Raw genomic sequence first — 26342 nt, 5'->3', positions numbered from 1 at the left:
GGAGCGTTGAATGCGGGTTGAAGGTGTACCGGAAGGAGCGCTGGACTGCATTCAAGTGAGAATGCCGGTATGAGTAACGAAAAGATCTGTGAGAATCAGATCCGCCGAAAGCCTAAGGGTTCCTGAGGAAGGTTCGTCCGCTCAGGGTAAGTCGGGACCTAAGGCGAGGCCGATAGGCGTAGTCGAAGGACAACAGGTCGAAATTCCTGTACCACCGTAATCCGTTATGAGCGATGGGGTGACGCAGTAGGGTAGTGACGCGGACTGATGGATGTCCGTCTAAGCAGTGAGGCTGATGTGTAGGCAAATCCGCACATCGTAAGGCTGGGCTGTGATGGGGAGCGAAAATTATAGTAGCGAAGGTCATGATCTCAGACTGCCAAGAAAAGCCTCTAGCCAGGAGAAGGTGCCCGTACCGCAAACCGACACAGGTAGGCGAGAAGAGAATTCTAAGGCGCGCGGAAGAACTCTCGTTAAGGAACTCGGCAAAATGACCCCGTAACTTCGGGAGAAGGGGTGCCTCGGTAGGGTGAATAGCCCGAGGGGGCCGCAGTGAAAAGGCCCAAGCGACTGTTTAGCAAAAACACAGGTCTGTGCGAAGCCGCAAGGCGAAGTATACGGGCTGACGCCTGCCCGGTGCTGGAAGGTTAAGGGGAGTGGTAAGCCTTCGGGCGAAGCTATGAACCGAAGCCCCAGTAAACGGCGGCCGTAACTATAACGGTCCTAAGGTAGCGAAATTCCTTGTCAGGTAAATTCTGACCCGCACGAATGGCGTAACGACTTGGGCGCTGTCTCAACGAGAGATCCGGTGAAATTTTAATACCTGTGAAGATGCAGGTTACCCGCGACAAGACGGAAAGACCCCATGGAGCTTTACTGCAGCTTGATATTGAATTTGGGTACGATCTGTACAGGATAGGTGGGAGCCGTAGAACTTTGAGCGCCAGCTTGAAGGGAGGCATCCTTGGGATACCACCCTGATCGTATCTAGGTTCTAACTTGGTACCGTAATCCGGTACGAGGACAGTGTCAGGTGGGCAGTTTGACTGGGGCGGTCGCCTCCTAAAGAGTAACGGAGGCGCCCCAAGGTTCCCTCAGAATGGTTGGAAATCATTCGAAGAGTGCAAAGGCAGAAGGGAGCTTGACTGCGAGACCTACAAGTCGAGCAGGGACGAAAGTCGGGCTTAGTGATCCGGTGGTACCGCATGGAAGGGCCATCGCTCAACGGATAAAAGCTACCCTGGGGATAACAGGCTTATCTCCCCCAAGAGTCCACATCGACGGGGAGGTTTGGCACCTCGATGTCGGCTCATCGCATCCTGGGGCTGAAGTAGGTCCCAAGGGTTGGGCTGTTCGCCCATTAAAGCGGTACGCGAGCTGGGTTCAGAACGTCGTGAGACAGTTCGGTCCCTATCTGTCGTGGGCGTAGGAAATTTGAGAGGAGCTGTCCTTAGTACGAGAGGACCGGGATGGACGTACCGCTGGTGTACCAGTTGTTCCGCCAGGAGCACCGCTGGGTAGCTATGTACGGAAGGGATAAGCGCTGAAAGCATCTAAGCGTGAAGCCCCCCTCAAGATGAGATTTCCCAATTAGTAAGACCCCTTGAAGACGACGAGGTAGATAGGTTGGGGGTGGAAGTGCAGTAATGCATGGAGCTGACCAATACTAATCGGTCGAGGGCTTATCCTAAGATAAGACGCAATGAAGTTTCGGATCCAGTTTTCAGGGTGTAACCTTGAAGGTATGTAGAAGTACATACAACAAGCGTATGGCGATTCATTCACAGAATCTGTGATGAACCGAATAACCTTACGAAGGAATTTGCGAGGCAAATTCATGTTTGGTGGCGATAGCGGAGGGGTTCCACACGTACCCATCCCGAACACGACCGTTAAGCCCTCCAGCGCCGATGGTACTTGGACCGCAGGGTCCTGGGAGAGTAGGACGCCGCCAAGCGAGTTTTATAATTATTATTCCCTGATAGCTCAGTTGGTAGAGCACTCGACTGTTAATCGAGTTGTCACAGGTTCGAGTCCTGTTCGGGGAGCCATTTGCTCTCATAGCTCAGTAGGTAGAGTGCATCCATGGTAAGGATGAGGTCACCGGTTCGATCCCGGTTGAGAGCTTGTTACAGGATGGCCCGTTGGTCAAGGGGTTAAGACACCTCCCTTTCACGGAGGTAACAGGGGTTCGAATCCCCTACGGGTCATAGGATAGTATGGAGGCTTAGCTCAGCTGGGAGAGCATCTGCCTTACAAGCAGAGGGTCGGGGGTTCGATCCCCTCAGCCTCCACCATATTTTGTTCTCTTACATGGATGAAATATAGGGGAATTGTGAATCATATGCATATTGGGGATTAGCCAAGCGGTAAGGCAACGGACTTTGACTCCGTCATGCATAGGTTCAAATCCTATATCCCCAGCCATTAAGAGCCATTAGCTCAGTTGGTAGAGCACCTGACTTTTAATCAGGGTGTCGAAGGTTCGAGTCCTTCATGGCTCACCATTATCATTGCATGCGCGTGTGGCGGAATTGGCAGACGCACTAGACTTAGGATCTAGCGTCTTTGACGTGGGGGTTCAAGTCCCTCCACGCGCATCCTGTTTTTGCGGACGTGGCTCAGCGGTAGAGCATCGCCTTGCCAAGGCGAGGGTCGCGGGTTCGATTCCCGTCGTCCGCTCCATATTTGCGCCCTTAGCTCAGCTGGATAGAGCGTTTGACTACGAATCAAAAGGCCGGGAGTTCGAATCTCTCAGGGCGCGCCATATTTTTAAAAAAATATAATATCGGGATGTAGCTCAGCTTGGTAGAGCACCTGGTTTGGGACCAGGGGGTCGCATGTTCAAATCGTGTCATCCCGATACTGATTTGCGGGTGTAGTTCAATGGTAGAACTTCAGCCTTCCAAGCTGATAGCGTGGGTTCGATTCCCATCACCCGCTTACCGATTACCTAGAAGCCGAAAGGCTTCTTTTTATTTTGTCCACAATATATTAACTTCTAGGTATATAGATCATTAAATGATGTCTCTTGCCATGCACGGTTGGGGATGACTTGTGCATATCCTACATAGGCATTTATCACCTAGACCCGGATTTCCCCTCTTACGGCCCCCTTTTTCCTGTAGTAAGGCTAAATTCGTGATCAAATCCATTGAAAATAGGAATCCTATAATTATTATGTTACGAAATTCATGGGGATAACTTTACACCTGCTCCTTTTGTTCTACACACTCTTCTTTATTTATGTGGGTAACACGTAGGGATTAATGAGTAAACAGATTTAGAATACTGAGATTATGGCTTATTTGTGTATATCTTTGTGGATAGAGCGCAATGAATTTCACTTTGTCAACAAATAATAAACATATACACATCATGACACAAGAATTTGTACCTTTGGAAACACGCTTTTTAAAAGAGACTGTGCATAATGTTTCGCGCATTTTTAGCGTCTAAAATCAGTTTTATTTATTAATTTCATTTTTATGTATAAGTGACCAATATATTCTCCAAAAAAGTATTTCAAAAGCATGATTTTTTCCTGTAAATTTTGCAGCTTTTCATACGTTTTTATTGTATGATGTTAAGAAAGTGTCAAATTTCGTGTGTATACGTACCTTTGCTACAACTGAATATGGTGTGGAACAGATCAGATGGGGGGAAAAGCATGACTGAGCTTACGTTAACCGCTAACAAAAACCAATCCAACAATCTGCTGCGGCGGGACGTTCGTTTTCTAGGAAATATTCTTGGTGAGGTTTTGGTTCATCAAGGTGGCAACGAACTTTTGGATATCGTGGAGAAAATACGTGAGGCAAGTAAATCGTTACGTGCCGGGTATCAGCCGGAGTTATACGAGAATTTCAAACAAATGGTCAGTGGACTGGATACGGATATTCGTCACCAGGTTATTCGCGCGTTTGCGATTTACTTTCAGTTGGTGAATATCGCTGAGCAAAACCATCGTATTCGTCGTAAGCGGGATTATGAGCATTCCGCTGGTGAAGAGGTTCAACCCGGTTCTATCGAAAGTTCCGTTCAGGAGCTTAAACAAGGAGGCTTCTCCGCTGAGGACGTTAGCAACATGCTGAATGAACTCTCCTTGGAGCTGGTCATGACTGCACATCCTACAGAAGCAACACGACGAGTAATTCTGGATATCCACAAACGTATTTCTGAAGACGTCATGCTGCTGGATAATCCGATGCTTACCTTGCGTGAGCGAGAACAGGTACGGGAAAATCTGCTTAATGAAGTAATTACACTGTGGCAGACGGATGAACTGCGTGATCGAAAGCCAACTGTATTAGATGAAGTAAGAAATGGAATGTATTATTTTCATGAGACCTTGTTTCATGTATTGCCAGATGTATACCAAGAATTGGAGCGATGTTTGGATAAATATTATCCTGAGCAAAAATGGCACATTCCAACTTATTTGAGATTTGGTTCTTGGATCGGTGGAGACCGGGACGGGAATCCATCTGTTACAGCTCATGTGACTTGGGAAACGTTGTGTATGCAACGCAAGCTGGCTTTGAGAGAGTATCAGCACACGCTGAAGGAACTCATGGGTTACTTGAGCTTTAGTACCAGCATTGTGCGAGTTTCTGATGATTTGTTGGCTTCTATTGAAGAAGATCGCGCCCACATCACACTTAAAAAAATGGAAGTATGGCATAACGAAAAAGAGCCTTATCGCATCAAACTAGCATATATGATTGCTAAGGTGAATAACGTTTTGGATGAGAGCAAACAGGGTACTAAGGAACGCTATAGCTCCGCAGAAGAGCTTATTGCAGATCTGAATGTGATTGCCAGCAGCCTGCGTCATCATTTTGCTGATTATGTGGCAGACACGTATATTCAAAAGATGATTCGTCAGGTAGAGCTATTCGGCTTTCATACAGCTACGCTGGATGTACGTCAGCACAGTCAGGAGCATGAAAATGCGATGACTGAAATTCTTTCTAAAATGAATATTGTGTCAGATTACAGTAAGCTGTCAGAGGAAGAAAAAATAGATCTGCTGGAACAGCTGCTAAATGAACCCCGTCCGATTACTTCGCCATATTTGAAATATAGCGATAGCACACAGGAATGTCTTGATGTATATCGTACGATTTATTTGGCTCAGGAGGAATTTGGCAAGCAGTCCATTACAAGCTACTTGATCAGTATGACTCAGGGTGCCAGTGATTTGCTTGAGGTTATGGTATTAGCCAAAGAGGTAGGCCTGTTCCGCATTGAGAAGGATGGCACTGTCATTAGTACGCTGCAATCCGTTCCTTTGTTTGAAACGATAGATGATTTGCATGCTGCACCTGATATTATGAGAAGATTGATGAACCTGCCTGTATATCGACAATCTGTAGCCGCGATGGATGAGCTTCAGGAGATCATGCTAGGCTACTCGGATAGTAATAAGGATGGCGGTGTGGTTACAGCGAACTGGGAACTTCGGGTCGCTATGAATAGCATTACGGAAGTAGTGAACGAGTATGGCGCAAAAGTGAAGTTTTTCCACGGACGTGGAGGAGCGCTGGGGCGCGGAGGAATGCCACTTAACCGCAGTATTCTGGCTCAGCCTCCTCATACCATTGGTGGAGGAATTAAGATTACGGAGCAAGGCGAAGTGCTATCATCCCGCTACTCGCTCAAGGGGATTGCATATCGGAGCTTGGAACAGGCGACATCGGCGTTAATTACGGCTGCTGCGTATCATCGCTCAGGAAAGAAAGAAGTGTTCGAGGAAAGCTGGGAGGAGATTATTGCCCGTATTTCCGAAGTATCACTGGAGAAGTATCAGGATTTGATTTTCCGAGATCCAGATTTCTTCACTTTCTTCAAAGAATCTACACCGTTGCCTGAGGTAGGCGAGCTGAATATTGGATCTCGTCCTTCCAAGCGTAAGAACAGTGAACGTTTTGAGGATTTGCGCGCTATTCCATGGGTCTTTGCGTGGACACAAAGTCGTTACTTGCTACCTGCTTGGTATGCGGCAGGAACAGGTTTGCAAAGCTACTATCAAAACAATGAAGATAACCTTAAAGTGCTGCAAACGATGTTTAGAGACTCTGCCTTCTTCCGGTCGCTTATTGATACACTCCAAATGGCAATCGCTAAAGCGGATTTGCTGATTGCAGAGGAGTATGCTGGGATGTCGGATAACGAAGAAGCACGGCAACGTATATTCGGGCAGATTTCTGCAGAGTTCAAGCTGACATCTGAATTGATTTTGAAAATAACCGGACAATCTGAGATTTTGGACGATGTACCTGTTATTCAGGAATCTATCCGGTTGCGTAATCCTTATGTCGATCCGTTAAGTTATTTGCAGGTTCAATTGCTGAGTGAGCTACGCGAGCTGCGTAATCAGAACGGTGATGACGCTGAAATGCTGCGTGAGGTACTATTGACGATTAACGGAATTGCCGCAGGCTTGAGAAACACAGGCTGATATAGTTTGGCCGTATGATACAGGCAATCGGGTACTCATGGAGTGCCCGATTGTGCTGTGTTTATAGTAATGAAGCGCGAGTTTGTTACTTGTGTCCACACTTCAGTTGATTTCTGGATAAAATTAAACTACGATGAATAATCATAAACATGTAATAAGTAACCCATCAGCAAGTCTGGGGGAGTATAGAGTGGATAATATGGAAAGCCGCTTGGTTAGGCTGGTGCAGAAAGGTGATCAGCGAGCTTTTGCGGAGTTAGTCGAGTTATATAAAGATCGGATTTTTCATCTTTCCTACCGGATGCTAGGTAATCGTCATGAGGCGGAGGATTTGGTGCAGGAAACTTTTTTGCGTGTGTATCGTAACCTGGAAAAGTATGACCATGGACAGAAGTTCTCAACCTGGATTTATCGGATTGCTACAAATCTGTGCATTGATCGTCTGCGAAGGAGAAAACCTACATACTCACTTGATGCTGAAATGAATGATCAAGAAGGTGTTGATGGGTACGCCATGCTTGCTAGTGAAGAGCTTACCCCTGAAGGGAGTACGCTGTTGTCGGAAACGCAAGCTTTAATTCATGACGCCATTGACAGCCTTCCGGATAAATACAAGACGATTATGGTTCTACGATATTTGCAGGAGCTTTCCTTACAGGAAATTAGCGATGTGCTCAATCTCCCAGTTACCACAATTAAGACAAGAGTACACAGGGGACGGGATTTTTTACGCAAAAAACTGGAGCACAAGCTATAAATGCTGTGCATGCATTCTAGGAAAAGAGCCTGCGCAGATGTTTTTATGAAACATAATGTTCGTTGTAACGTATGTAAGATGAGCAAAGTTTCTAAGCCGGAGCATGTTATGTTGAGAAACACGGAAGAATATTAGAAAGGATTGGCTCATATGGATTGCAAACAAGCCGTCTCTTTTATGCATGACTATCTAGATGGCGACCTGTCTGAGCAGGACAAACATGAGTTGGAACAACACTTGTTAGTCTGCCCGGAATGCCGCATGCGTTTTAAAGAGCTGGAGCGGACGGATGCGATGCTTTACGGTACACGCTATCATCAAGTGCCGTGTGTATCGGATGAGCTGACATTTCGCATTATGAATGCTTTGCCGCCGCATAAACGACAGCCTGCGGTGCCTATGCTAGCTTGGGTGAAGAGGCATCCCGCTGTAACAGCCGCCGCCTTCTTCCTTATTGTGATATGCTCAAGTATGGCCAGCTTTTCTAGCACGGACCATCAATTAGTAGTCAAAGGAAGCAATCTAGATCAAGTTGTTATTCAGGGCGATACTGTAATTGTACCTGAAGGGAAATCCATTGCCGGAGATTTAACAGTACAGAATGGTGAGGCACGTGTATACGGTGATGTAGAAGGAAATCTTACTGTGATTGACGGCTCGTACTATCAAGCTTCAACCGCCCATATTGCAGGACAGGTTAAAAGTATCGATCAAACCTTGGACTGGATTTGGTACAAGGTTACCGATTTGTTCGGGGGACCGTCTTCTCGATAAAAGAAGCTTGAAATGGCAAGAGCGATATCGAGCGCCTTTTTCCGCTGGAAAAGGCGTTTTTTTGTATCTAGGTCTGGCGAATTGTACTGTATTTTACTGATTTTGGCGATTCTTTTGTCGCACAGCTTGCAACGCGAGCCTGATCGTTATAACCTAGATAGAGAGAGCATACTGTGTACATATTACACCCACTCACTACAGAAAATTGCGGGGGCATGCGCATGTTGGATTATTTTGCGGACCTGACTTGGAAAGAGTCCATTAAAGATATTATCGACATTTTAATCGTAACCTATATTATGTATCAGCTTATTTTACTTGTTCGCGGAACGCGAGCAGTTCAATTGTTAAAAGGGATTCTGTTCCTGGTCGTTATTTGGGCGGTTAGTACCTGGTTTGATTTGTACACGCTCAAGTGGTTGATGAATCAGATGTTCACCTTTGGTGTAGTGGCTATTTTTATTATTTTTCAGCCTGAGTTACGTCGTGCTCTAGAGCAGTTGGGACGTGGTAAACTATTTGGGCGTTCGTCAGTAGATGATGAAGAGATCAATAAGTTAATTGGAGAAATGATTAAGGCGCTGAATTATTTATCACGTAGAAAAATAGGAGCATTGGTCGTATTCGAGCGCGAGACAGGACTGAACGAATATACGGAGTCTGGTATCAAGACACAGGCCGTAGTTAGTTCTGAACTGCTAATTAACATCTTTATTCCCAATACGCCTTTGCATGATGGTGCGGTGATTATACAAAATAAACAGATTGCCTCTGCGGCCTGCTATTTGCCATTATCGGAAAATCCCTTCATTAGCAAGGAGTTGGGAACCCGTCATCGGGCTGCAATTGGGGTGAGTGAGGTAACGGATGCCGTAACTGTCGTGGTATCGGAGGAAACAGGGCAAATTTCGTTGGCTATCAATGGTCAGGTCGTGCGTGACATTAAGGAAGAATCCCTAATCTCCAAGCTGTATGAGGAGTTGCGGCCAACACCGTCTTTGAAGGAAAAACGCGGCTCATTCTGGAATCGGAGGGGAGGCCGTGGAAATTCATGATGGACAAATGGATTAACAATAATACGATTTCCAAGATATTGGCGCTTGCGGTTGCTATAATGCTGTGGGGAATGGTTCATCTGGATACAGGTACTCCTTCGTCTACATTGACCGTTTCCTACAATAATAAAATAATTGATAATGTGGCCATTCAGGCCAGTGGTCTGGATGATTCAAAATATGTGCTGTCTACGATGGATACTGATCATGTAAAGATGGAGGTCAGAGGACAGCGCTCTGTCCTGACTACTTTTTTCGCGGATAATTATCAGGCAAAATTAAACTTAAGCGGCTTAGGAGCAGGCACTAAAACATTGTCACTTGAACCGGATTTACCGGATGGGGTGGAATTGGTATCCATGACTCCTAACCGTGTTACAGTAACAATTGAGGAAAAACAAACGAAATCATTTAATGTATCTATAGTACCTAAGGGTAGTCCAGATGCGGGGCTACAGCTCGGTAAGCCTGTGATTGCTCCTCAAACAGTAAAGGTTACTTTACCCAAAAGCCAGCTGAATACCGTTACTGCGGTGCAAGGGGCTGTTAACACGGATGGCATCTCAGAAAAGTTTGAACAGAAACGGGTAAAGCTGAAGGCCTATAACAAAAAGGGGCAGGAACTCACAGGTGCGGTAATTGAGCCATCCACTGTGTCAGTTGAAATCCCGGTCACTCAGCAGGCGAAGTCTGTGCCTGTCAAGATAGTCTATTCCGGAGAGCTACCAGACGGATTGGCGCTTTCTAAAGTAAACGCAAACGTGAAGGAAGCGGCGGTATATGCATCACAGGGTGTATTAAGCAGCCTGAGCTCTTATGTCACGGTTACACTCGATCTGAGTCAATTTACGGAAGCGGGGACCCGTACAGTTCAAGCTAATTTGGCAGCTCCCTCAGGTTCTGATAAAATCGAGCCAGGGTTAATACAAATTCAGGTGACCGTCGTTCCTTCCAATGAAGTTACAGATACGGAACGGACGCTGTCAGGCATCCCAATCGTTTTACAAGGTGCAGGAGATGGAGCTAACGCGACTATTATAGCACCCGCAGGCAAGACGATGGATGTTACTGTGAAGGGCCCGCAGGATTTGGTAAACAATTTAACCAATGATGACGTTAGTTTGGTGGCAAATGTAAGTGGCCTCGCGGCTGGTCAACACGAGGTTACCCTAAAAGTAGGCTTGCCTAAATACATTACGCAAGCCGGGAATGCCGGCCAACTAAAGGCAACGGTAAACATTGAGAGCCCTTCTACGCCTGCTGTAACGAATCCGAATAGTGAGAATGAATCAAACCCCTCTGGTAGTGGTGATAAGGGGCAGGAGAGGCCACAGGAGGGGCAAGGCAATCAAGGTGGCAACTCTGACGCAAATACCGGGGACAACGCAGCTGCGGAGGATAAAACAAGTCCTCATAACGGCGCAGAATCTTCTGCGAATGGAACCTCGGAGAACGGTCAGCCATAACATGTTTTATCTGTAGTAAATGATCAAGATTATTAGACAAAAAAAGGGAGTCATTTTACATGGGGAAATATTTTGGTACAGATGGTGTACGAGGCGTTGCTAATCAGGAACTAACAGCCGAACTGGCATATAGCATTGGCCGCTGCGGCGGATATGTTTTAGCAGGTAATGTAGAGAAACCGACAGTTGTTATTGGTATGGATACACGGATATCTGGACTGATGTTGGAATCGGCACTGGTAGCCGGCTTGTTGTCTATTGGGGCTAATGTGGTTCGCCTAGGTATTGTTTCGACGCCTGGGGTGGCATATCTCACACGGCAATTGAAAGCGGACGCTGGTGTCATGATCTCAGCATCTCACAATCCTGTTGAGGACAACGGGATTAAGTTTTTTGGCGGCGATGGGTTTAAATTAACCGATGAAACGGAATTGAAAATTGAAGAGCTCATGGATGCGAAAGAAGACCAATTGCCTCGTCCGATTGGCAGCGGATTGGGCACGGTTGTTGTAGACGAGCATTCCCGCTACGATTATCTGGAGTTTTTGAAAACAACAATCAGTCATTCTTTTGAAGGCCTAAAAATAGTATTGGACTGTGCAAACGGAGCAGCTTATGAGCTGGCGCCGAAGCTTTTTGCGGATTTGGGAGCTGAAGTGCATACGATCGGCGCGGAGCCAAACGGATTGAATATCAATGATCATTGCGGCTCGACTCATCCTGAAAAGCTGAAAGAGGAAGTGCGCCGCTTGAAAGCGGACATTGGTCTTGCCTTTGACGGCGATGCCGATCGCCTAATCGCAATTGATGAGAACGGGGAAGAGGTTGATGGAGACTACATTCTCTGTATTTGCGGAGATGCAATGAACCGGGCTGGAAAACTCAAGGACAGCACTATTGTATCGACAGTAATGAGTAATATCGGTTTTTATAAAGCTACTGAAAAGCTAGCTCTCAAGACTGCAAAAACTGCGGTCGGAGACCGTTATGTGATGGAAGAAATGCGTCGGGGTGGATTTAATCTGGGCGGTGAGCAGTCTGGTCATGTTATTTTCCTTGATCACAATACGACAGGCGATGGCATGCTGACGGGGATTCAACTGGTAGATACCCTGAAAGCTTCTGGCAAGAAGATGAGCGAACTAAAATCGCTTATGAAACAATATCCACAAGTTCTTGTAAATGTACGTGTGCAGGACAAACGTAATTACGAGGGGAACCCTGCGATTGCAGAAGCGATTGAACAGGTGGAACAACAATTGGGCGATAATGGGCGTGTATTGGTCCGTGCTTCAGGTACAGAGTCACTTATTCGTGTGATGGCCGAAGGCCCGGATAAGGATGAGCTGGAGCAATTTGTCGGACAGATCGTAGATGTCGTGAAAAAAGAATTAGTTTAAAATTTTGTAAACGTGGGTTGCCTGTTAAACACAAGCAGGCAACCGCGTTTGCGGTTATTCACTAATGCTTTAATGCCTTTAGGGTGTAATTATGAATAAAGTGTCATTGCCAAATGATGCTCTGCTGAATATAATATAGGGATGCTGTGACTCAGATAGAGAAAGCGAGGGTTGTGAGGTAACGTATTACAAGCGCCAGAGCTTGATTTTGTGCGGGGGAACTTGGTGGAGAAGCAATAGATTCCGTTGAGATGATGTTGCTCGCAATCGGTTCACGACAAAGCAAGCTGACGAGGTGAAGGTGTTCGAAACATTCGGCGGGGACCTTCCGGTGAAGCATCAACCCGTAAACCGGCAGCGGAAAATGAACAGGCAACTGTTTACACAACGCACCGGTAGATGCCCTAATTATTTTATAACCTAAATTATAAGATTCATTTCATGAATGTGCGGCCATCATCATTGGCGTGCGCGGTTTGGGAATTTCGTTACATTCGTGAAGAGATGCCTGTAAATTCTATAGTTATCATTGACAACTTCATAGATGAATGAACTTTATTCCACAATCTACCGCACACGTTAGTCCTGTGATGAGTCGTTTTGTGAAATGATGATCGGGAGGATAACGAATATGTGTGGCATTGTAGGATATATTGGTAATCAGAATACGCAAGAGGTATTGATTGACGGACTGAAGAAGCTGGAGTACCGCGGGTATGACTCTGCGGGTATTGCCGTGTTTACAGATTCAGGACTGCAAGTAGCCAAGGCAAAAGGTCGTCTGGCGAACCTAGAAGCTAAACTGGATGGTACACCGTTGGTAGGTCATGCAGGCATCGGACATACACGTTGGGCAACGCACGGTAAGCCTTCTGATGAAAACTCCCATCCGCATTTGGATGAGAGCCAAAAGTTCTCTGTAGTTCACAACGGAATTATTGAGAACTATCTGGAACTGAAGGAACAGCTGATCAGCGAAGGTCATACCTTTATTTCCGAAACGGATACAGAAATCATTTCCCATCTGGTTGCGCGTGAGTATGAAGGAGATATTGTTAAAGCAGTACAAAAAGCAATTACCTTTATGCGCGGTGCTTTTGCACTGGGGGTGCTGACCGAGCACGAGCCTAATAAGCTGGTAGCTGTTCGTCAAGCCAGTCCGTTGGTTATTGGTGTGGGAGAAGGCGAGAACTTTATCGGTTCCGACATTCCGGCTATTCTGAAATATACACGCAATGTATTTATTTTGAACGATGGCGAAATGGCTGTTCTGACTAGTGATGCTGTCGAATTAATGACAATCGAAGGCCAATTTATTTCTCGGGAAATGATTCATGTCGAATGGGATGCTGTTACAGCGGAAAAAGGCGGCTATGAGCATTTCATGTTGAAAGAAATTCACGAACAGCCTAAGGCTTACCGTGACACGATGTTGGGTCGTATCGATAAAGATACTAAAAAAGTTGTTCTTCCAGAGCTGAAGCTAACAGAAGAACAAATTAAAAATATCCGCAACATTCAAATTGTAGCGTGTGGTACAGCTTACAATGCTGGTTTGATTGGCCGTACGGTTATTGAAAGTATGGCTCGTATTCCGGTAGAAAACGATGTAGCTTCCGAGTACCGCTACCGTTCTCCTATCGTAACACCAGAGACATTGGTGATCGTGGTGAGTCAATCCGGTGAAACTGCTGATACATTGGCAGCACTGCGTGAAGCACAAGCAAACGGGGCTCATGTACTGGCGATTACAAATGTAGTCGGCAGCTCTATCGCCCGTGATGCAGATGATGTGTTGGTTACACTGGCAGGACCGGAAATTGCCGTAGCCTCCACCAAAGCGTATTCTTCCCAGTTGATTGCATTTTATCTGTTGGGTCTGTATCTGGCTCAAGTACGTGGCACACAAACGGATGAGCAAGTAGCTCATGTGCTGGCTGCTATGGAATCACTGCCAGAGCAAGTAGAAGAGATGTTGGGTAAAGCAGATGCGATCAAAGCCTATGCTGAGCAAATTGCTAGCAACAAGCACTTATTCTTTATTGGTCGTGGTCAAGACTATGCTGTAGTACAGGAAGGTTCCCTGAAGCTCAAGGAAATCTCCTACATTCATTCCGAGGCATATGCTGCGGGTGAACTGAAGCATGGTACACTGGCATTGATCGAAGAGGGAATTCCAGTTATCGCTTTGGTAACACAGGAATCCGTGTTGGAAAAAACCGTGAGCAACATTAAGGAAGTCAAAGCTCGTGGCGGTGACGTGCTTGCAATCACATATGAAGAGCATGCTGTCGAGCTGTTGAAATCCGTAGATCAAGTATTTGCAATTCCAAAAACACTTCCGATTCTGTCGGCTGCCATTTCAGTTATAGCTCTCCAACTGTTGGCTTACTACGCATCGCTTGCACTAGGTCATGATGTTGATAAACCACGTAACCTGGCGAAAAGTGTTACTGTAGAATAAGCTTTAGTAAAATTCTAATTTCATTGTCTGGTGATAAAAAAGTGTGGAACCAGTAAAAGATGTATGGAACCAATAAAAAAACTGTGGAACCAGTAAAAAAAAGTCTGGAACTAGTCATTTTACAAACATCAAGAAAGATCCCGATGATATATCGGGATCTTTTTAGTTTAGGAGGGCAATTATGTCTACAATAGGCCAACGAATTCGAACTATTAGAAAAACAAACAACTTAAATCAAATAAAGTTTGCAAATATGATTTTGAATTTCTCAAGGAACGTTGAGTGAGCTGGAGCAAGATAAATACAGACCCTCTCTTGATATAATTATAGCAATTAAAGAAATTTCAATTCCCATATAGAGTGTATTCTTGGCAACAAGGCCTGCGGTTCAGAAGCGATTCGAAATTGGATTACAGCTAAGCAGGCTTCCTACACTATTCCGCCTAAAGCGAATAGCCAAAATCCATGGAAAGTCGACTGGTACCGGTACAAAGAACGCCACCTAGTGGAGTGCTTTTTCAATAAAATCAAACACTTTCGACGTATGGCTACTCGTTACGACAAGTTGGCCAGGTCATTCTTGTCGTTTGTATACATAGCCGCCATTTTCAAATTAACTCAGTGATGAGTTTTCAGACACGCTCTAGTGATTTGGCTGCTTTATTTAAATCATGCCCTCTAATGATACTGGCAAGCTTGGTATTTCCTTCTGATTCGTGCATTATGGTCCTATAATGTATACTGTGTTTTTGAAGCGTACAACAAATGCTATCGTATACTTTCACAATTCCACCCTACCCTCATATGATATCGATCCCAACGTCTATCGTCCTTTCCGAATTCAAGAAACCAAGCGAAATTTTTGCCCGATTCTTATGCTTATCGATCTTCTTAATAATGCTCTCCATATTTTTAAGAGGGCCTGATTTCACCGTCACCTTTGAGTTCATAAGAATAATCTTTGAAAATTCCAATACATCTTCCTTATTTAATAGTTTTAGCAGAACCGTAATTTCGTCCTCATTAATTTTTCTAAAGTATTTATCTTGCTCATCAACTTTCGGTTCATATTCAAAGCTCTTTTTCCCGTTAATGCCTCTATAGTTTAAAAGTTCATATAATCTGGGTATCTCTTTAAGTTTATAATACGTATTAAAATTCATTTTTGTATTTACCAAGATATATCCTGGGAATATCGGCTTTACAACCTCATAAGAATGACCATTCTTTTTTTCTGGTATTTTTCTTTTTGGAACTAAACATCTTAGGAAATCACTATCAAAAGTACTATCGATATTGTTCTTTATATAATCTTCCTTCCCAGTTTCCACAAAATATGCATACCAGTGCATGATATTTACCCCTAATTTAGTTTTCACTTCCCCAGCTTGAAGATCCTATTATTTAAGAGCAAGAGATAATTTCCCAAGGCACTCAAGTTCAAGTGACGCCAGCTCAGTTATCATCGATATCATTTTTTTTCGTTTGGAATTGTTATTTTTCAGTATCTGTTTAATAATATAGTTTCTCAAAGTTTCTGCTCTCTTTTCAATTTCTATAAAATAATTCATGTACAAATCACCATCAAGTAATCCAATTTCACCAAAGAAAGCAACTCTTTTAGTCATACATACTTTATGTTCATACAAGATGTGCATCGCTCTCAGAAACTGAGGATTGAAATCTGCAAGATCACATAATCTGTCATAAATACTCATCCCAAATTTTGGGTCTAAACTGCCGTGTAATTGCAATTCCGGCATTTTTGCAGGTATGCCTTCAATTAATTCAAATTTCCTAGCAGTATTAGTTGAATTTATATAATCATTTAAAGACTGCATGAAATACTCCAAGTTGAATTCATATTTTTTCCATTTATTCAAACTGATTATTTGGATGCCAAATATATCATCCCAAAGATCATCTGAATAATTGATTTTTTCTTTAAATGCCTTTTCTATTTCATCAAAAGTGGCTTTGCAGTGTTTGTATGTAGGAAATGGACTTGAAAAATAATCAGCTATATAAAACACCTTCTTGTCTAGATCGTAACCATAAATAAATAAATCATGCATCGAACTTTCCTTCATATTGTATTCAGATATAAATTGTCTATCAATTAATGCATATATATAATTTCCACATTGTACCGATTTAATCAAAAAATCAAGAATGTTAATATCTGTAATATGGATAATTTTTCTACTCAAACTATGAATATTTAATAATGGATGATATTCTCTCATAAGCGGCTGATAAAATTCCATATAATATTCTTCTGCAATACTTGAATCAGAAGCTTGATATAAATCCAGCCTTAGTTGCATGTAATTTGTAAATAGCCAATTTTTATACGAAGGATGATTAGATAAAATAGACGTCATGTTGGCATGAATTGGATAACATCCAATATCAGGTTTACCTAAATACAGACTTTTTTTCGCTATTTTCACTATTTTCACTCCTATAGTGTCGTCATATGCTGTTTCATCGTTACTACTTAAGTCTCTCTAAATTAAACTAGAGGGTTCATTTCATTTGCAGGAATTCCCATTAAAGATGCCATATAATAGTTTAAGGTAGTCATGCTGCATCGGAGGATGAAGGACGCGTTGTCCAAAATCATGACGATTTTTCCTGACGGATACACGCTCAGCACCGTTTGAAGAAAAGCCAAGAAAATCTCAGCGGTATACTGCTCATCTTCTTTCCAAATAATATTGCCTGTTCCAAATGAACTTTGCTGTTAACCCAACTTAATGAATGTCAACAATGACTCGTTTAAACTGTTCTTGTTGTTCCTTGGCTAATCGAGTTGGCGTTCTGGGGAATGGTTCATCTTTAGCCCGTCGAGACCCTTCCCACTTGATACTTGCGAATATAGGTGCTTACGTTTTTTCGTTTCGTTTGATGATCCCCGTGATCTTTAACAAGTTTCCGGTGGACGTGGCTTCAAATGGAACGAAACAGTATTTTATCGGAATGATCAATAATCTCAAAATTAATCTTGGAAAACGCCGTGCCCCTTCGTATGGTGAGGGGGATTGTAAGCTTATCCCGCCCATGTTACGGGTCATTTCGTAAAATGCTCTTCTATAACTGGATGTAATCCCCTCTTCCCCTCAGCCCAAATGCTTGTTTTTATGAGCTTTTTCATAACTTTTGGGTTTAAAATTATCCCACTCTTCAAAGACTCTAAAGAACAGCAATAATAGATTGATCGCATAACTAGGAATACACCCATCTTCATAATGGTTAATTAATTTATTAAGTCTTAAACATATATGCTATTCACTTCAGATACAAGCTTAGCACATATGTTTATTTTTTGCAAAAATAACAATTAACTTTCCTTTTGTTCGCTTTCGATTGCCGATTCATCTAGCTTCTCTAAGGGAATAAATTTATGTTTTAATCTCAACTTTCGGTGCGACCAAGCCTAGGTTGTGAAGTTTAGCAGGTGGAAATTCTGCTTGGAAAGGCAAGCCAAGCCACCAATAGCGAGTCTTGGACGGTTGGAAGTAATTCCAGACGTTAAGCGTAGACAGTTAGGTAGTAGGCCTGAAAGTGATTGAGCCCCGAAAAGAGTAAAGCGGAGAGGTCGACGTTTTCGAAAGTACGGAAGACAATACTCATTCAGGCGTTAAGTTAAAGGCAAGGATGAACGAGCGCTCCCGGGGTCGAAGAGCCAGACATGCTATACAATGACTTCACAGCAACTTGGGAAACCCTGTCCATTCTTCGGAAAGGAAGTATGACAAACAACCGATCACAAGGGAGAATGTCAAATGATGGACGAGGAGTCGGATCACGGCGTATTACCGATGAAACCGAGTAATGTCGGTAGAGGGAAGGCAGTGACGTATCACCGCTTTTGCTAAGGACACATTTTCTACGCACAGGAGTAGGCCAAAAGTGCAAACAAAACTAGCAAGAATAGCAAAAGTTGTAAAAGAAAAGCCAAAAGAGCTATTCACATCGCTGTATCACCTCTTGAACGGGGAAATGCTGACGCAATGCCATCGGGAATTGGACGGCAACAAAGCAACGGATGTCGATCAAGTCACAAAAGCAGCGTATGAGGAAAATCTGGAATCAAACATCAAGGACTTGGCAGAGCGGCTAAAAAGGAAAAGGTACCGACCGCAGCCCGTAAGAAGAACCTATATACCCAAGGATGAAAAGAGCAAAAGGCCGCTCGGCATCCCTTCCTACGAGGACAAAATCGTGCAGTTGGGATTGAACAAGATTTTACAGGCCATCTACGAGCAGGATTTTCTAAACCTATCTTACGGTTTCCGACCGGGAAGAAGCTGTCATGACGCCATCAAAGCACTGAATCGCAGCATCGAGTATGGGAAAACCAGTTATATCGTGGATGCTGACATTCGTAGCTTCTTCACGAATGGCTCATGAAATTCCTTGGAGAGAGAATAGCAGGCCCTAATATTCAAAGGCTAATCTGGCGTTTCCTGAAAGCCGGGGTTATGGAACAGGACACATGGGAACCGACAAAAACCGCCACTCCTCAGGGATCCCTGATTTCGCCGATACTTGCGAATCTCTATCTGCATTATGCTTTGGACTTATGGTTCGAGATTACAGTAAAGAGAGCGTGTCGCGGCGAAGCAAGGATGATCAGATACGCCGATGATTACGTGTGCTGTTTTCAATACAAGGACGATGCAGAGCGATTCTATGCGGCACTAATCAAGCGTCTGGCCAAATTCGATTTGCAAATTGCAGAAGAGAAAACGAAAATTCAAGAATTTGGACGCTTCGCTGAAGAAAACCGGAAACGAAAAGGGTTAGGGAAGCCCAAAACGTTTGACTTCTTAGGTTTTACTCACTACTGCAGCAAAAGCAACAAGGGCAAATTCAGAGTAAAGAGGGAAACAAGCGGAAAGAAGTTTAAGTCAAAAGTGAAGACTTTCAAAGAATGGTTGAAAGCAGAGCGCCATCAAGACGTGAAGGAATTAATGAAAAGAATACGGGCGAAACTAACAGGACATTACCGCTATTACGGGATAACCGACAACAGTCGAGCGCTGTCCGTATACAAATTTCAAAATTACCAAAGCGTTATTTAAATGGATGAATCGTAGAAGCCAGAGAAGAAGCTTCACGTATGACAAATTTAATCTCTTTCTGAAACGTAACCCTCTACCCGAGCCCAAAATTTATGTAGATATCTATGGCTAATCATTGCAAATCTGTAAACGATGATATGAGGAGCCGTATGCCTTAAATTGGGCACGTACGGATCTGTGAGGGACGTGAACCGTGAGGCTCACGTCTACTCGACCAGAGCCCAAATCAACTTGAACCTTTGTAGCAACTGGGCTCTGAGGGATTCGAATACCCTTCTTGCAAATTAGAAAAACACCGCTTTGTTTGGTAATCTGCACCAAGCGGGATTTCGTAAACGATTTGGCTTTAGCTGTGCTCGGCTGTTCCAGCTGGTTTTCGTCCTTCTGTTTTATCAGAAGAACTGGTTTCGTTTGCTGGAGAGTCGTCAGGACGAATCGTTTCCCGGCAAGGATGCGGTGTATCATAGCGGAAAAATAACGCTGGCGTCCGGCTTGAAAAGTGCAAGGCGATCCACTGGCACATCACAAACCCTTCGATCGCTTGAATCGTTTGTTCAATCCGGCACCGATCCTGTTTGTCTTGTACGGCTTCGAGTGGGTGGGCTTCCTCTTTCTTCTGAAAGCGGTTCAGCTTCGGCATGGACTTGCTCCAGAAATGGTAGCCGAAAGCTCCGATGACCTGTTTCATTTCCCGAAACGTACACTCGATTTTAAAGCGATAACCATATAAGCGAATGATATCTGTAGTCGAAAGCGTGAGATCCGTACTGACCAGAATGGAGTAGCGACCCTGATGAATGACCAACACAAAACGCAATTCCTGATACCACCCCTGCCCCCAAAGCAGATCCAGGCAGAGAAATTCAACCATCTCTTCCTTACCGTACAGGGGAACGATGGCGGTTTGAAAATCGGCAACACGAGTCGAGAAGAGTTCCTTCAGTTTGACCGATTTTCCTTTTTTCGGAGGACAGCCTCGCCCGGGTTTCTTGGCAGGAGGGCGTTCGTAGGCCATGACATTGGACTTGGTTTTTGTCACGAGATGCATTCGGGCTTCGGAACTCGAATGGCACGCTTCTAGTCGCTGTAAGGCTGGAACCAATAAGAAATACAGATCCAAAAGCAGCAACGCTTGGCCGAAACCCTTCGCGGCCTCAAAGCCTTGTTCGATCATCTAAACGACATGGGAGGGCCTCTCTGGCTCAGCGCCTGTTTGCTTCCAGCCGAGGATGGTTTGGATGCCGTCTTGCAGATTCATGAACAAGGGCAACAGAACCATTTTCGGGAATCCCCACCAGAATGCCGATGGCTCCAAACAGATGGCGGAAAATATACTCGCCCTTGGAGACGTTTTCGGATTCTTGGTGAAGCTTCTTGACGCCGGGCATCCGGCGACCTTCCTTGGCCTCTTTCATCCCGTCGCCGACAAGGACGACACGCTCCTGAATCACCAGCAGAGGCGCAGACCGTCGAACGACCTGAAGCCACATCTGACGTAAAGAGGGCAAAGACCAGGCGGAAGAACGGAAGAAGTGAAGGAGCGGTTCATAACAGCGGCCACTCAGGGAGAGATCCCGAATGACCGAAGTGACACCAAGATGGTCGGAGCGCAGCATAAAGCCAACGACGATCACGACAAACCATTCGAACGTAGCTTGTCTAGAGAAACAAGAACGGAAGAGTAGTAAAAGTTCATTCAAAGTTTTGAGCCTAGGTATGGTCAATCGCTCGGAAATGGGGTAGACTACTGTCTATAACCTTTTCAGCGATTTTATCCTTTTAAGAGTGAGACCTTAAGGATACCTCAAAATCGTTTGATTGGGTTATTTTTCTTTTAAGAACTTTTCACTGTCCAGTAACTATCAGGAGAGAATTATTAATATTATGATTGATACTATTTTACGCATTACCAGTAGGTGATTGGAAGCTGTTAATTCTATTCTAGAGATACAGGGATGGGTATAATTTAAAAACATCCATTGGAAGAGTTGTTGAGAATAACTTGATTTTAATATAAAAATGAATATAATAAAAATGGATAAAAATTTGATTAAACTCAATCGATGTTACGGCACGTTGAGAATTATTTCAGATCACATACGCTTTATTTTTAACGTTACTATAATAACGTAATGGCGAAGCTATGCCTTATTAAGAATTGATTATCAATATTTGTCAATAAATTTCAATCAAAAAATCCCTTTTAAACCAATGATGGTTTTAAAGGGATTTTTTGATTGAAATTTATACATTCAAAAACATAACGCGGTATATTTGGAAATTAATCCTGTTAAATAAATCTTATAAAGGAGACCTGATTATGGGCGATACAAAATTGGATAAGTCAAATGTGGAAGATATATACCGTCTTACACCGTTACAAGAAGGAATGTTGTTTCACTATTTAACCGATGTAGAGCATGAGCAGTATTTCGAACAGCTGAGTCTTAATATTTCGGGTACGATAAAGACGGATGTGTTTCAGAGGGCTTGGAATATCGTTGCGGAAAACAATGAAATACTGAGGACTGTATTTAGATGGACTAAGCTTGAAAAACCGCTTCAGATCGTATTGAAAAAAGTAGAGCTGCCTATAAAGATAATTGATCTCAGTATGTTGGATATGGATGATCAATGCCGGGAGCTTGACGGTCAAAAATTTGCCGAAAGGCAACAAAAAATAGATATCAGCACAGCACCGTTCAAGATAACGCTGTGCAAATTAAGCGATGATAAGTATGAGATGATTATCTCTAATCATCACATCATTTATGATGGCTGGAGCAACGGGATTATACTAAATGAATTCTTTGAAAATTATAACGACCTATATTCAGGTAAACAGCCGGAAAAGAAAACGAAAACCAAATTCAAGGATTTTGTTAAGTATATTGGTGCTCGAGAAAAGCAAACTCAACAGAGCTACTGGGAAAATTATTTAGCAGGATTTAATACCGTTACGCCGCTTCCCGTTGACAATAAAGTAAGAACGAAGTATAGAAAGCTTAACAAAATAAGCTACGTCTTCTCAGAAAATGAAATAAATAAAATAAACGGTTTTTTGAAAACACACAGAATTACGTCCGCTGCCCTCTTCTCTTGTGCCTGGGGGATATTGCTCCAAAAATATAATAACTTAAATGACGTGCTTTTTGGCATGGCGGTCTCCGGGAGGCCTTCCGCAATTAAAGGCATAGAGGACATGGTAGGTCTCTTTATTAATACGCTACCGGTAAGGGTTCACTCGGATTCCGATGTCACGGTATTAGACCTCATGAAGCGCAACAATACGACATTGATTGACCATGATGAATATTCCAGCACCCCGTTAAGTGACATTAATTCATATAGAAAGTCTGGGGAAGGCAGCTTTTTCAATTCTATTCTTGTACTAGAAAACTATCCGCTGAACGCCAAGATTATGTCGGGAGAATATCAATTAAAGGTGAACTCCTTTAGTATCCAGGAGATGACAAACTTTGATCTGTCGTTGCAGGTGCTATTCCATGACGGGTTGGAGTTGTTGGTTCACTATGAAGACTCTATGTTCGCTTCGGGAACGATGGAACGGTTAGTCGGATATTTTATTCATATTATCCATCAAGCGATCGAGGTCTCCTCCAGCAGAATCGATCAATTTATGATTTACACGGAGGCGGAAAAGACAAGCATACTTTCGTACTTGAATGAGAATGTCCATACACTTGTACCTAAGAATCAAACGTTGCAGCAAGTGTTGTTCCAATCTTTTGATGCTAATCAAGATAGAATCGCAATAGAGTTCCTAGACTATAAGGTAAGTTATCGGGAGTTGGATATAAAGTCGAACAAGATTGCAAGCGAGTTAATGAGCAGAGGAATTGAAAAGGAAGCGTTCGTAGGGATTCTACTGGATAGCAAAGTCGATCTGATCATCTGCATGATCGGAATTTTAAAAGCCGGCTGCGCCTTTGTCCCAATCGATGTTACCTACCCTAGGGAAAGAATACGAACGATGCTTGAAACGACGAATACGAAGTATATTTTTACAGACGATCGCAATATCGGTTTGCTTCATGGCTTTGATAACGAAATCCGCATTATAAATGTGGATACGCAAGTGGGAGAGGCGCAGCATTACTTGCAAAGGCCGCAGCAATCCTATGATTCCAATGATAGGACCTACGTCTTCTTCACTTCGGGCTCAACGGGTACGCCTAAAGCGGTTATAGGAAGAAACGAAAGCCTATTGCATTTTGTTGACTGGGAGATTAGGGAGTTTCATATTACGAAAGAAGTGAAGGTCAGCCAATTCACATCGCCATGCCATAATCCGCTGCTCAGGGATGTGTTTGTTCCTCTTTGCGCAGGGGGGACTATTTGCGTTCCGGACAGCAAAGAGATGATACTGGACAGCGACCGTTTGATGGAGTGGATAGAGAAAACGTATGTTTCACTGATTCACTGTACGCCGAGCTTATTTAAACTCATTAACGGAAGTTCGCTAACGGCAAATAAATACCCAAGTCTGAAGAATGTGCTGCTCGCAGGCGAAAGAACAGTTCCTAAGGATCTCGTCAGCTGGTATGACATCATCGGAGAACGTATCCAGTTGGTCAGCTTATACGGGCAAACGGAAACTACGCTAGCGAAAGTTTTTTATAGAATCAAGCCTGCAGACTCTATGAAAGACAACATACCGATCGGCAAGCCAATGAATGGGGTGCGAGTTGCCATTATGGATAGCAATGCACAATTATGCCCTCAAGGGTTTAAAGGCGAGATATGCATTCGTACGCCATATAGAAGCCTAGGGTATTACAATAACGTAGCGCTCAACAGAGAAAAATTCATTGTCAACCCGTATCGGGATGACCCTGCCGATATCATCTATCGAACAGGTGATTTGGGGCGGTTCTTGCCGGATGGCAACATTGAATTCCTGGGCAGAATCGATCGGCAGATTAAAATCAGGGGCTTCCGAATCGAATTAAATGAAGTAGAAAATGCAATTTTAGTACATGGCAAAGTTAAAGAGGCATCCGTGATCGCGAAGGAAAATAGTCAAGGGAACACTTATTTGTGCGCCTATTTGGTGCTGTTTCAAGACAATGAGATGAACGAAAAAAGGGTGCTTGAGGACATCCGTCATTTAATTGCCCAGAAGTTGCCTGACTATATGATTCCGCAATATTTGATTCCGATAGACAGAATGCCTATGAACCTAAACGGAAAGCTTGATTATAAGTTGCTGCCAGAGCCGAAACAGTTGGAATATGTCGCTCCTGAGAATGAAGTGGAACGAATGGTGGCCGAGCTATGGTGCGAAATATTAGAAGTCGATCAAGTGGGAAGAAACGATAGGTTTCTTGAAATCGGAGGACATTCTCTCAATGTAATGTCTCTAATATTTAAGGTGCTGCAGCAATTCAAAGTTGAGCTTCCATTAACCGAGGTGTTCAAAAATATTTCGGTAGCGGACCTTGCACTATTTATCAACAACTCGAAACAAAATGAATTCTCTAATGTGATAGAAGCAGTAGAGAAACGCGAATATTACCCGCAATCATCGACGCAGAGAGGAATGTTTATTCTCAATCAGCTTCAGAAGGAGAATACGTTCTACAATATTCCGTATGTAGCGACGATAGAAGGACAGCTTGATATTCAACGATTCAATCATGCATTCGAATCTTTAATTAAACGGCATGAATCGTTAAGGACATCATTTCACTATGTTAACGGCGAGCCTGTCCAACGGGTTGCCGATGATGCATCTGTCAATCTGGAAGTAGTCAATGATGCCGAGGCAGATATTGATAGCGCGATTAAGGAATTTATTCGGCCGTTCGATCTTGAGGCAGCACCGTTGATGAGAGTTAAATTAATAAGTATTCGTCCGAATAAGTACTATTTGTTGTTTGATATCCATCATATTATCTCCGATGGCGTATCGATGACGATCATTATTAGAGATTTGTTGAGGCTGTATCATGGCGAGGAGCTCGCGCCGCTGAGGGTCCATTATAAGGATTATGTTGAATGGAAAAATAAAATGAATGCGTCCTCCTTCAACAGCGAGCAGGAGCAATATTGGTTGAATGTCTTTAATAAACCAGTAGAAAGATTAATGATGCAAACGGACTTCCCGCGTCCTTCGAACGTAAGCTACGACGGAAACGTAGTGAAATTCATACTGCCTAAGAGTTTGACGAATAAATTAAATGATCTATCAAAGCAATTCAACTGTACGCTGTTTATGATTTTCTTGTCTTCCTTTAATCTGTTGCTCCATAAATATACGCAGCAAGAGGATATCGTAGTGGGCGTGCCTATATTGGGCAGAACGAATCCTGATACCGAGAATGTTGTTGGGGCGTTCATCAATCTTCTGGCAATGAGGAATGCAATTAGTCCGAACAGGTCATTTGCTGACTTCTTAATGCAAGTAAAAGACAATTCAATGAAGGCATTTACGCATCAGGAGTATTCTTTCGAAGACTTGGTTAGCAAATTGAATTTGCATAGGGATATGAGCAGACAGCCGATTTTTGATTTGCTTTTTGTGATGCAGAATATGGGTTCATCCCGAATTGAGATGGAAAGCGTCTCCGTTGAGCCATATGAGATAAAACGGACTACATCAAAATATGATATCAGTTTATTAATTATTGAACAAAATAACGAGCTGTTCATGGAGCTTGAGTACGCCGTACATTTATTTAAAGAAAGCACGATCAACCAGTTAGGGAAACACTTCCTTGAGATTTTGGGGTATGTAATCGTAAATCCGAACCAAAGCATTAGCGAAATCAAATTGTCCGATACACTGCAATTTGCAGGAGCGTCCGCACTGGAGTTCGATGAATTTAATTTCTAACATGACTATAGGAG

Annotated in this window: 12 protein-coding genes, 11 tRNA genes, 2 rRNA genes and 2 pseudogenes (1 of these 27 cut by a window edge); 24 read left to right on the top strand and 3 right to left on the bottom strand. The window is 43.5% G+C overall.

Annotated features, from left to right (window positions below; translation table 11 throughout):
• From MKX36_RS21855 to MKX36_RS21755, 21 genes are all read left to right on the top strand, one after another.
• Nucleotides 1–1690 (top strand): 23S ribosomal RNA (locus tag MKX36_RS21855); it begins 1235 nt to the left of the window's first position.
• A 150-nt stretch (nt 1691–1840) separates the two neighbouring features.
• Nucleotides 1841–1957: ribosomal RNA gene (gene rrf, locus MKX36_RS21850) — 5S ribosomal RNA — on the top strand.
• A gap of 18 nt (nt 1958–1975) precedes the next feature.
• Nucleotides 1976–2051: transfer RNA gene (locus MKX36_RS21845), tRNA-Asn, on the top strand.
• 3 nt (nt 2052–2054) lie between these two features.
• Nucleotides 2055–2127: transfer RNA gene (locus MKX36_RS21840), tRNA-Thr, on the top strand.
• 11 nt (nt 2128–2138) lie between these two features.
• Nucleotides 2139–2210: transfer RNA gene (locus tag MKX36_RS21835), tRNA-Glu, on the top strand.
• Between the two features lie 11 nt (nt 2211–2221).
• A tRNA-Val gene (locus tag MKX36_RS21830) sits at nt 2222–2297 on the top strand.
• Nucleotides 2298–2352: 55 nt separating this feature from the next.
• A tRNA-Gln gene (locus MKX36_RS21825) sits at nt 2353–2427 on the top strand.
• 4 nt (nt 2428–2431) lie between these two features.
• Nucleotides 2432–2507: transfer RNA gene (locus MKX36_RS21820), tRNA-Lys, on the top strand.
• A 12-nt stretch (nt 2508–2519) separates the two neighbouring features.
• Nucleotides 2520–2600, top strand: a tRNA-Leu gene (locus MKX36_RS21815).
• A 10-nt stretch (nt 2601–2610) separates the two neighbouring features.
• A tRNA-Gly gene (locus tag MKX36_RS21810) sits at nt 2611–2685 on the top strand.
• A gap of 5 nt (nt 2686–2690) precedes the next feature.
• A tRNA-Arg gene (locus MKX36_RS21805) sits at nt 2691–2767 on the top strand.
• Between the two features lie 22 nt (nt 2768–2789).
• Nucleotides 2790–2863, top strand: a tRNA-Pro gene (locus tag MKX36_RS21800).
• Between the two features lie 9 nt (nt 2864–2872).
• Nucleotides 2873–2943: transfer RNA gene (locus MKX36_RS21795), tRNA-Gly, on the top strand.
• Nucleotides 2944–3670: 727 nt separating this feature from the next.
• On the top strand, nt 3671–6463 hold the full coding sequence (gene ppc, locus MKX36_RS21790) for a phosphoenolpyruvate carboxylase (RefSeq protein WP_045245419.1): 2793 nt from the start codon (nt 3671–3673) through the stop codon (nt 6461–6463).
• Between the two features lie 190 nt (nt 6464–6653).
• Nucleotides 6654–7220 (top strand): RNA polymerase sigma factor SigW, encoded by a 567-nt coding sequence (sigW, locus tag MKX36_RS21785; RefSeq protein ID WP_013373239.1) that lies wholly within the window; start codon nt 6654–6656, stop codon nt 7218–7220.
• A gap of 150 nt (nt 7221–7370) precedes the next feature.
• On the top strand, nt 7371–7994 hold the full coding sequence (locus MKX36_RS21780) for an anti-sigma factor (RefSeq protein ID WP_045245420.1): 624 nt from the start codon (nt 7371–7373) through the stop codon (nt 7992–7994).
• 221 nt (nt 7995–8215) lie between these two features.
• Nucleotides 8216–9049: a diadenylate cyclase CdaA gene (cdaA, locus tag MKX36_RS21775; RefSeq protein ID WP_013373237.1), complete on the top strand. Its 834-nt coding sequence runs from the start codon at nt 8216–8218 to the stop codon at nt 9047–9049.
• Nucleotides 9046–10515: a CdaR family protein gene (locus MKX36_RS21770; protein ID WP_017427766.1), complete on the top strand. Its 1470-nt coding sequence runs from the start codon at nt 9046–9048 to the stop codon at nt 10513–10515. Before cdaA ends, MKX36_RS21770 begins: the two co-directional genes overlap by 4 nt.
• A 59-nt stretch (nt 10516–10574) precedes the next feature.
• Nucleotides 10575–11915 (top strand): phosphoglucosamine mutase, encoded by a 1341-nt coding sequence (gene glmM, locus MKX36_RS21765; RefSeq protein WP_017427765.1) that lies wholly within the window; start codon nt 10575–10577, stop codon nt 11913–11915.
• A 631-nt stretch (nt 11916–12546) separates the two neighbouring features.
• A complete protein-coding gene (glmS, locus tag MKX36_RS21760; RefSeq protein ID WP_016818743.1) occupies nt 12547–14379 on the top strand; it encodes a glutamine--fructose-6-phosphate transaminase (isomerizing) in 1833 nt (610 codons plus the stop codon).
• A 355-nt stretch (nt 14380–14734) separates the two neighbouring features.
• On the top strand, nt 14735–15004 hold the full coding sequence (locus MKX36_RS21755) for a transposase (RefSeq protein WP_312027564.1): 270 nt from the start codon (nt 14735–14737) through the stop codon (nt 15002–15004).
• 175 nt (nt 15005–15179) lie between these two features.
• Here the strand turns inward: MKX36_RS21755 and loaP are convergent, their stop codons facing one another.
• Both loaP and MKX36_RS21745 read right to left on the bottom strand, forming a co-directional pair.
• Nucleotides 15180–15731 carry an antiterminator LoaP gene (loaP, locus tag MKX36_RS21750; protein ID WP_217484960.1) on the bottom strand — a complete coding sequence of 184 codons (552 nt, stop codon included), beginning with the start codon at nt 15729–15731 and terminating at the stop codon, nt 15180–15182.
• A gap of 48 nt (nt 15732–15779) precedes the next feature.
• The gene (locus tag MKX36_RS21745) at nt 15780–16832 is read right to left on the bottom strand and encodes a hypothetical protein (RefSeq protein WP_107735202.1); all 1053 of its coding nucleotides are present in this window, start codon (nt 16830–16832) and stop codon (nt 15780–15782) included.
• 1552 nt (nt 16833–18384) lie between these two features.
• Between MKX36_RS21745 and ltrA the strand changes: the two are divergent.
• Nucleotides 18385–19469, top strand: a pseudogene (gene ltrA / locus MKX36_RS21735) (group II intron reverse transcriptase/maturase).
• Between the two features lie 309 nt (nt 19470–19778).
• Nucleotides 19779–19931: pseudogene (locus MKX36_RS21730) on the top strand (IS4 family transposase); the annotation flags it as partial.
• 740 nt (nt 19932–20671) lie between these two features.
• On the opposite strand, the gene MKX36_RS21725 reads toward MKX36_RS21730, so the two are convergent.
• The gene (locus MKX36_RS21725; protein WP_167438755.1) at nt 20672–21193 is read right to left on the bottom strand and encodes a transposase; all 522 of its coding nucleotides are present in this window, start codon (nt 21191–21193) and stop codon (nt 20672–20674) included.
• Between the two features lie 596 nt (nt 21194–21789).
• Between MKX36_RS21725 and MKX36_RS21720 the strand changes: the two genes are divergently transcribed.
• The gene (locus MKX36_RS21720; RefSeq protein WP_340865680.1) at nt 21790–26328 is read left to right on the top strand and encodes an amino acid adenylation domain-containing protein; all 4539 of its coding nucleotides are present in this window, start codon (nt 21790–21792) and stop codon (nt 26326–26328) included.
• Nucleotides 26329–26342: the final 14 nt, after the last annotated feature.

It is taken from the genome of Paenibacillus sp. FSL W8-0439 (assembly GCF_038008995.1).
Lineage (GTDB): Bacteria > Bacillota > Bacilli > Paenibacillales > Paenibacillaceae > Paenibacillus > Paenibacillus polymyxa.
The sequence above is the reverse complement of the archived record's forward strand: the minus strand, read 5'-3'. Positions and strand labels throughout refer to the sequence as shown.

Bases quoted from the DNA above. Each gene is read 5' to 3' on its own strand.
- MKX36_RS21780 (WP_045245420.1), top strand. From the start codon at position 7,371: ATGGATTGCAAACAAGCCGTCTCTTTTATGCATGACTATCTAGATGGC.
- glmS (WP_016818743.1), top strand. From the start codon at position 12,547: ATGTGTGGCATTGTAGGATATATTGGTAATCAGAATACGCAAGAGGTA.
- cdaA (WP_013373237.1), top strand. From the start codon at position 8,216: ATGTTGGATTATTTTGCGGACCTGACTTGGAAAGAGTCCATTAAAGAT.
- MKX36_RS21720 (WP_340865680.1), top strand. From the start codon at position 21,790: ATGGGCGATACAAAATTGGATAAGTCAAATGTGGAAGATATATACCGT.
- ppc (WP_045245419.1), top strand. From the start codon at position 3,671: ATGACTGAGCTTACGTTAACCGCTAACAAAAACCAATCCAACAATCTG.
- MKX36_RS21770 (WP_017427766.1), top strand. From the start codon at position 9,046: ATGATGGACAAATGGATTAACAATAATACGATTTCCAAGATATTGGCG.
- loaP (WP_217484960.1), bottom strand. From the start codon at position 15,731: ATGCACTGGTATGCATATTTTGTGGAAACTGGGAAGGAAGATTATATA.
- glmM (WP_017427765.1), top strand. From the start codon at position 10,575: ATGGGGAAATATTTTGGTACAGATGGTGTACGAGGCGTTGCTAATCAG.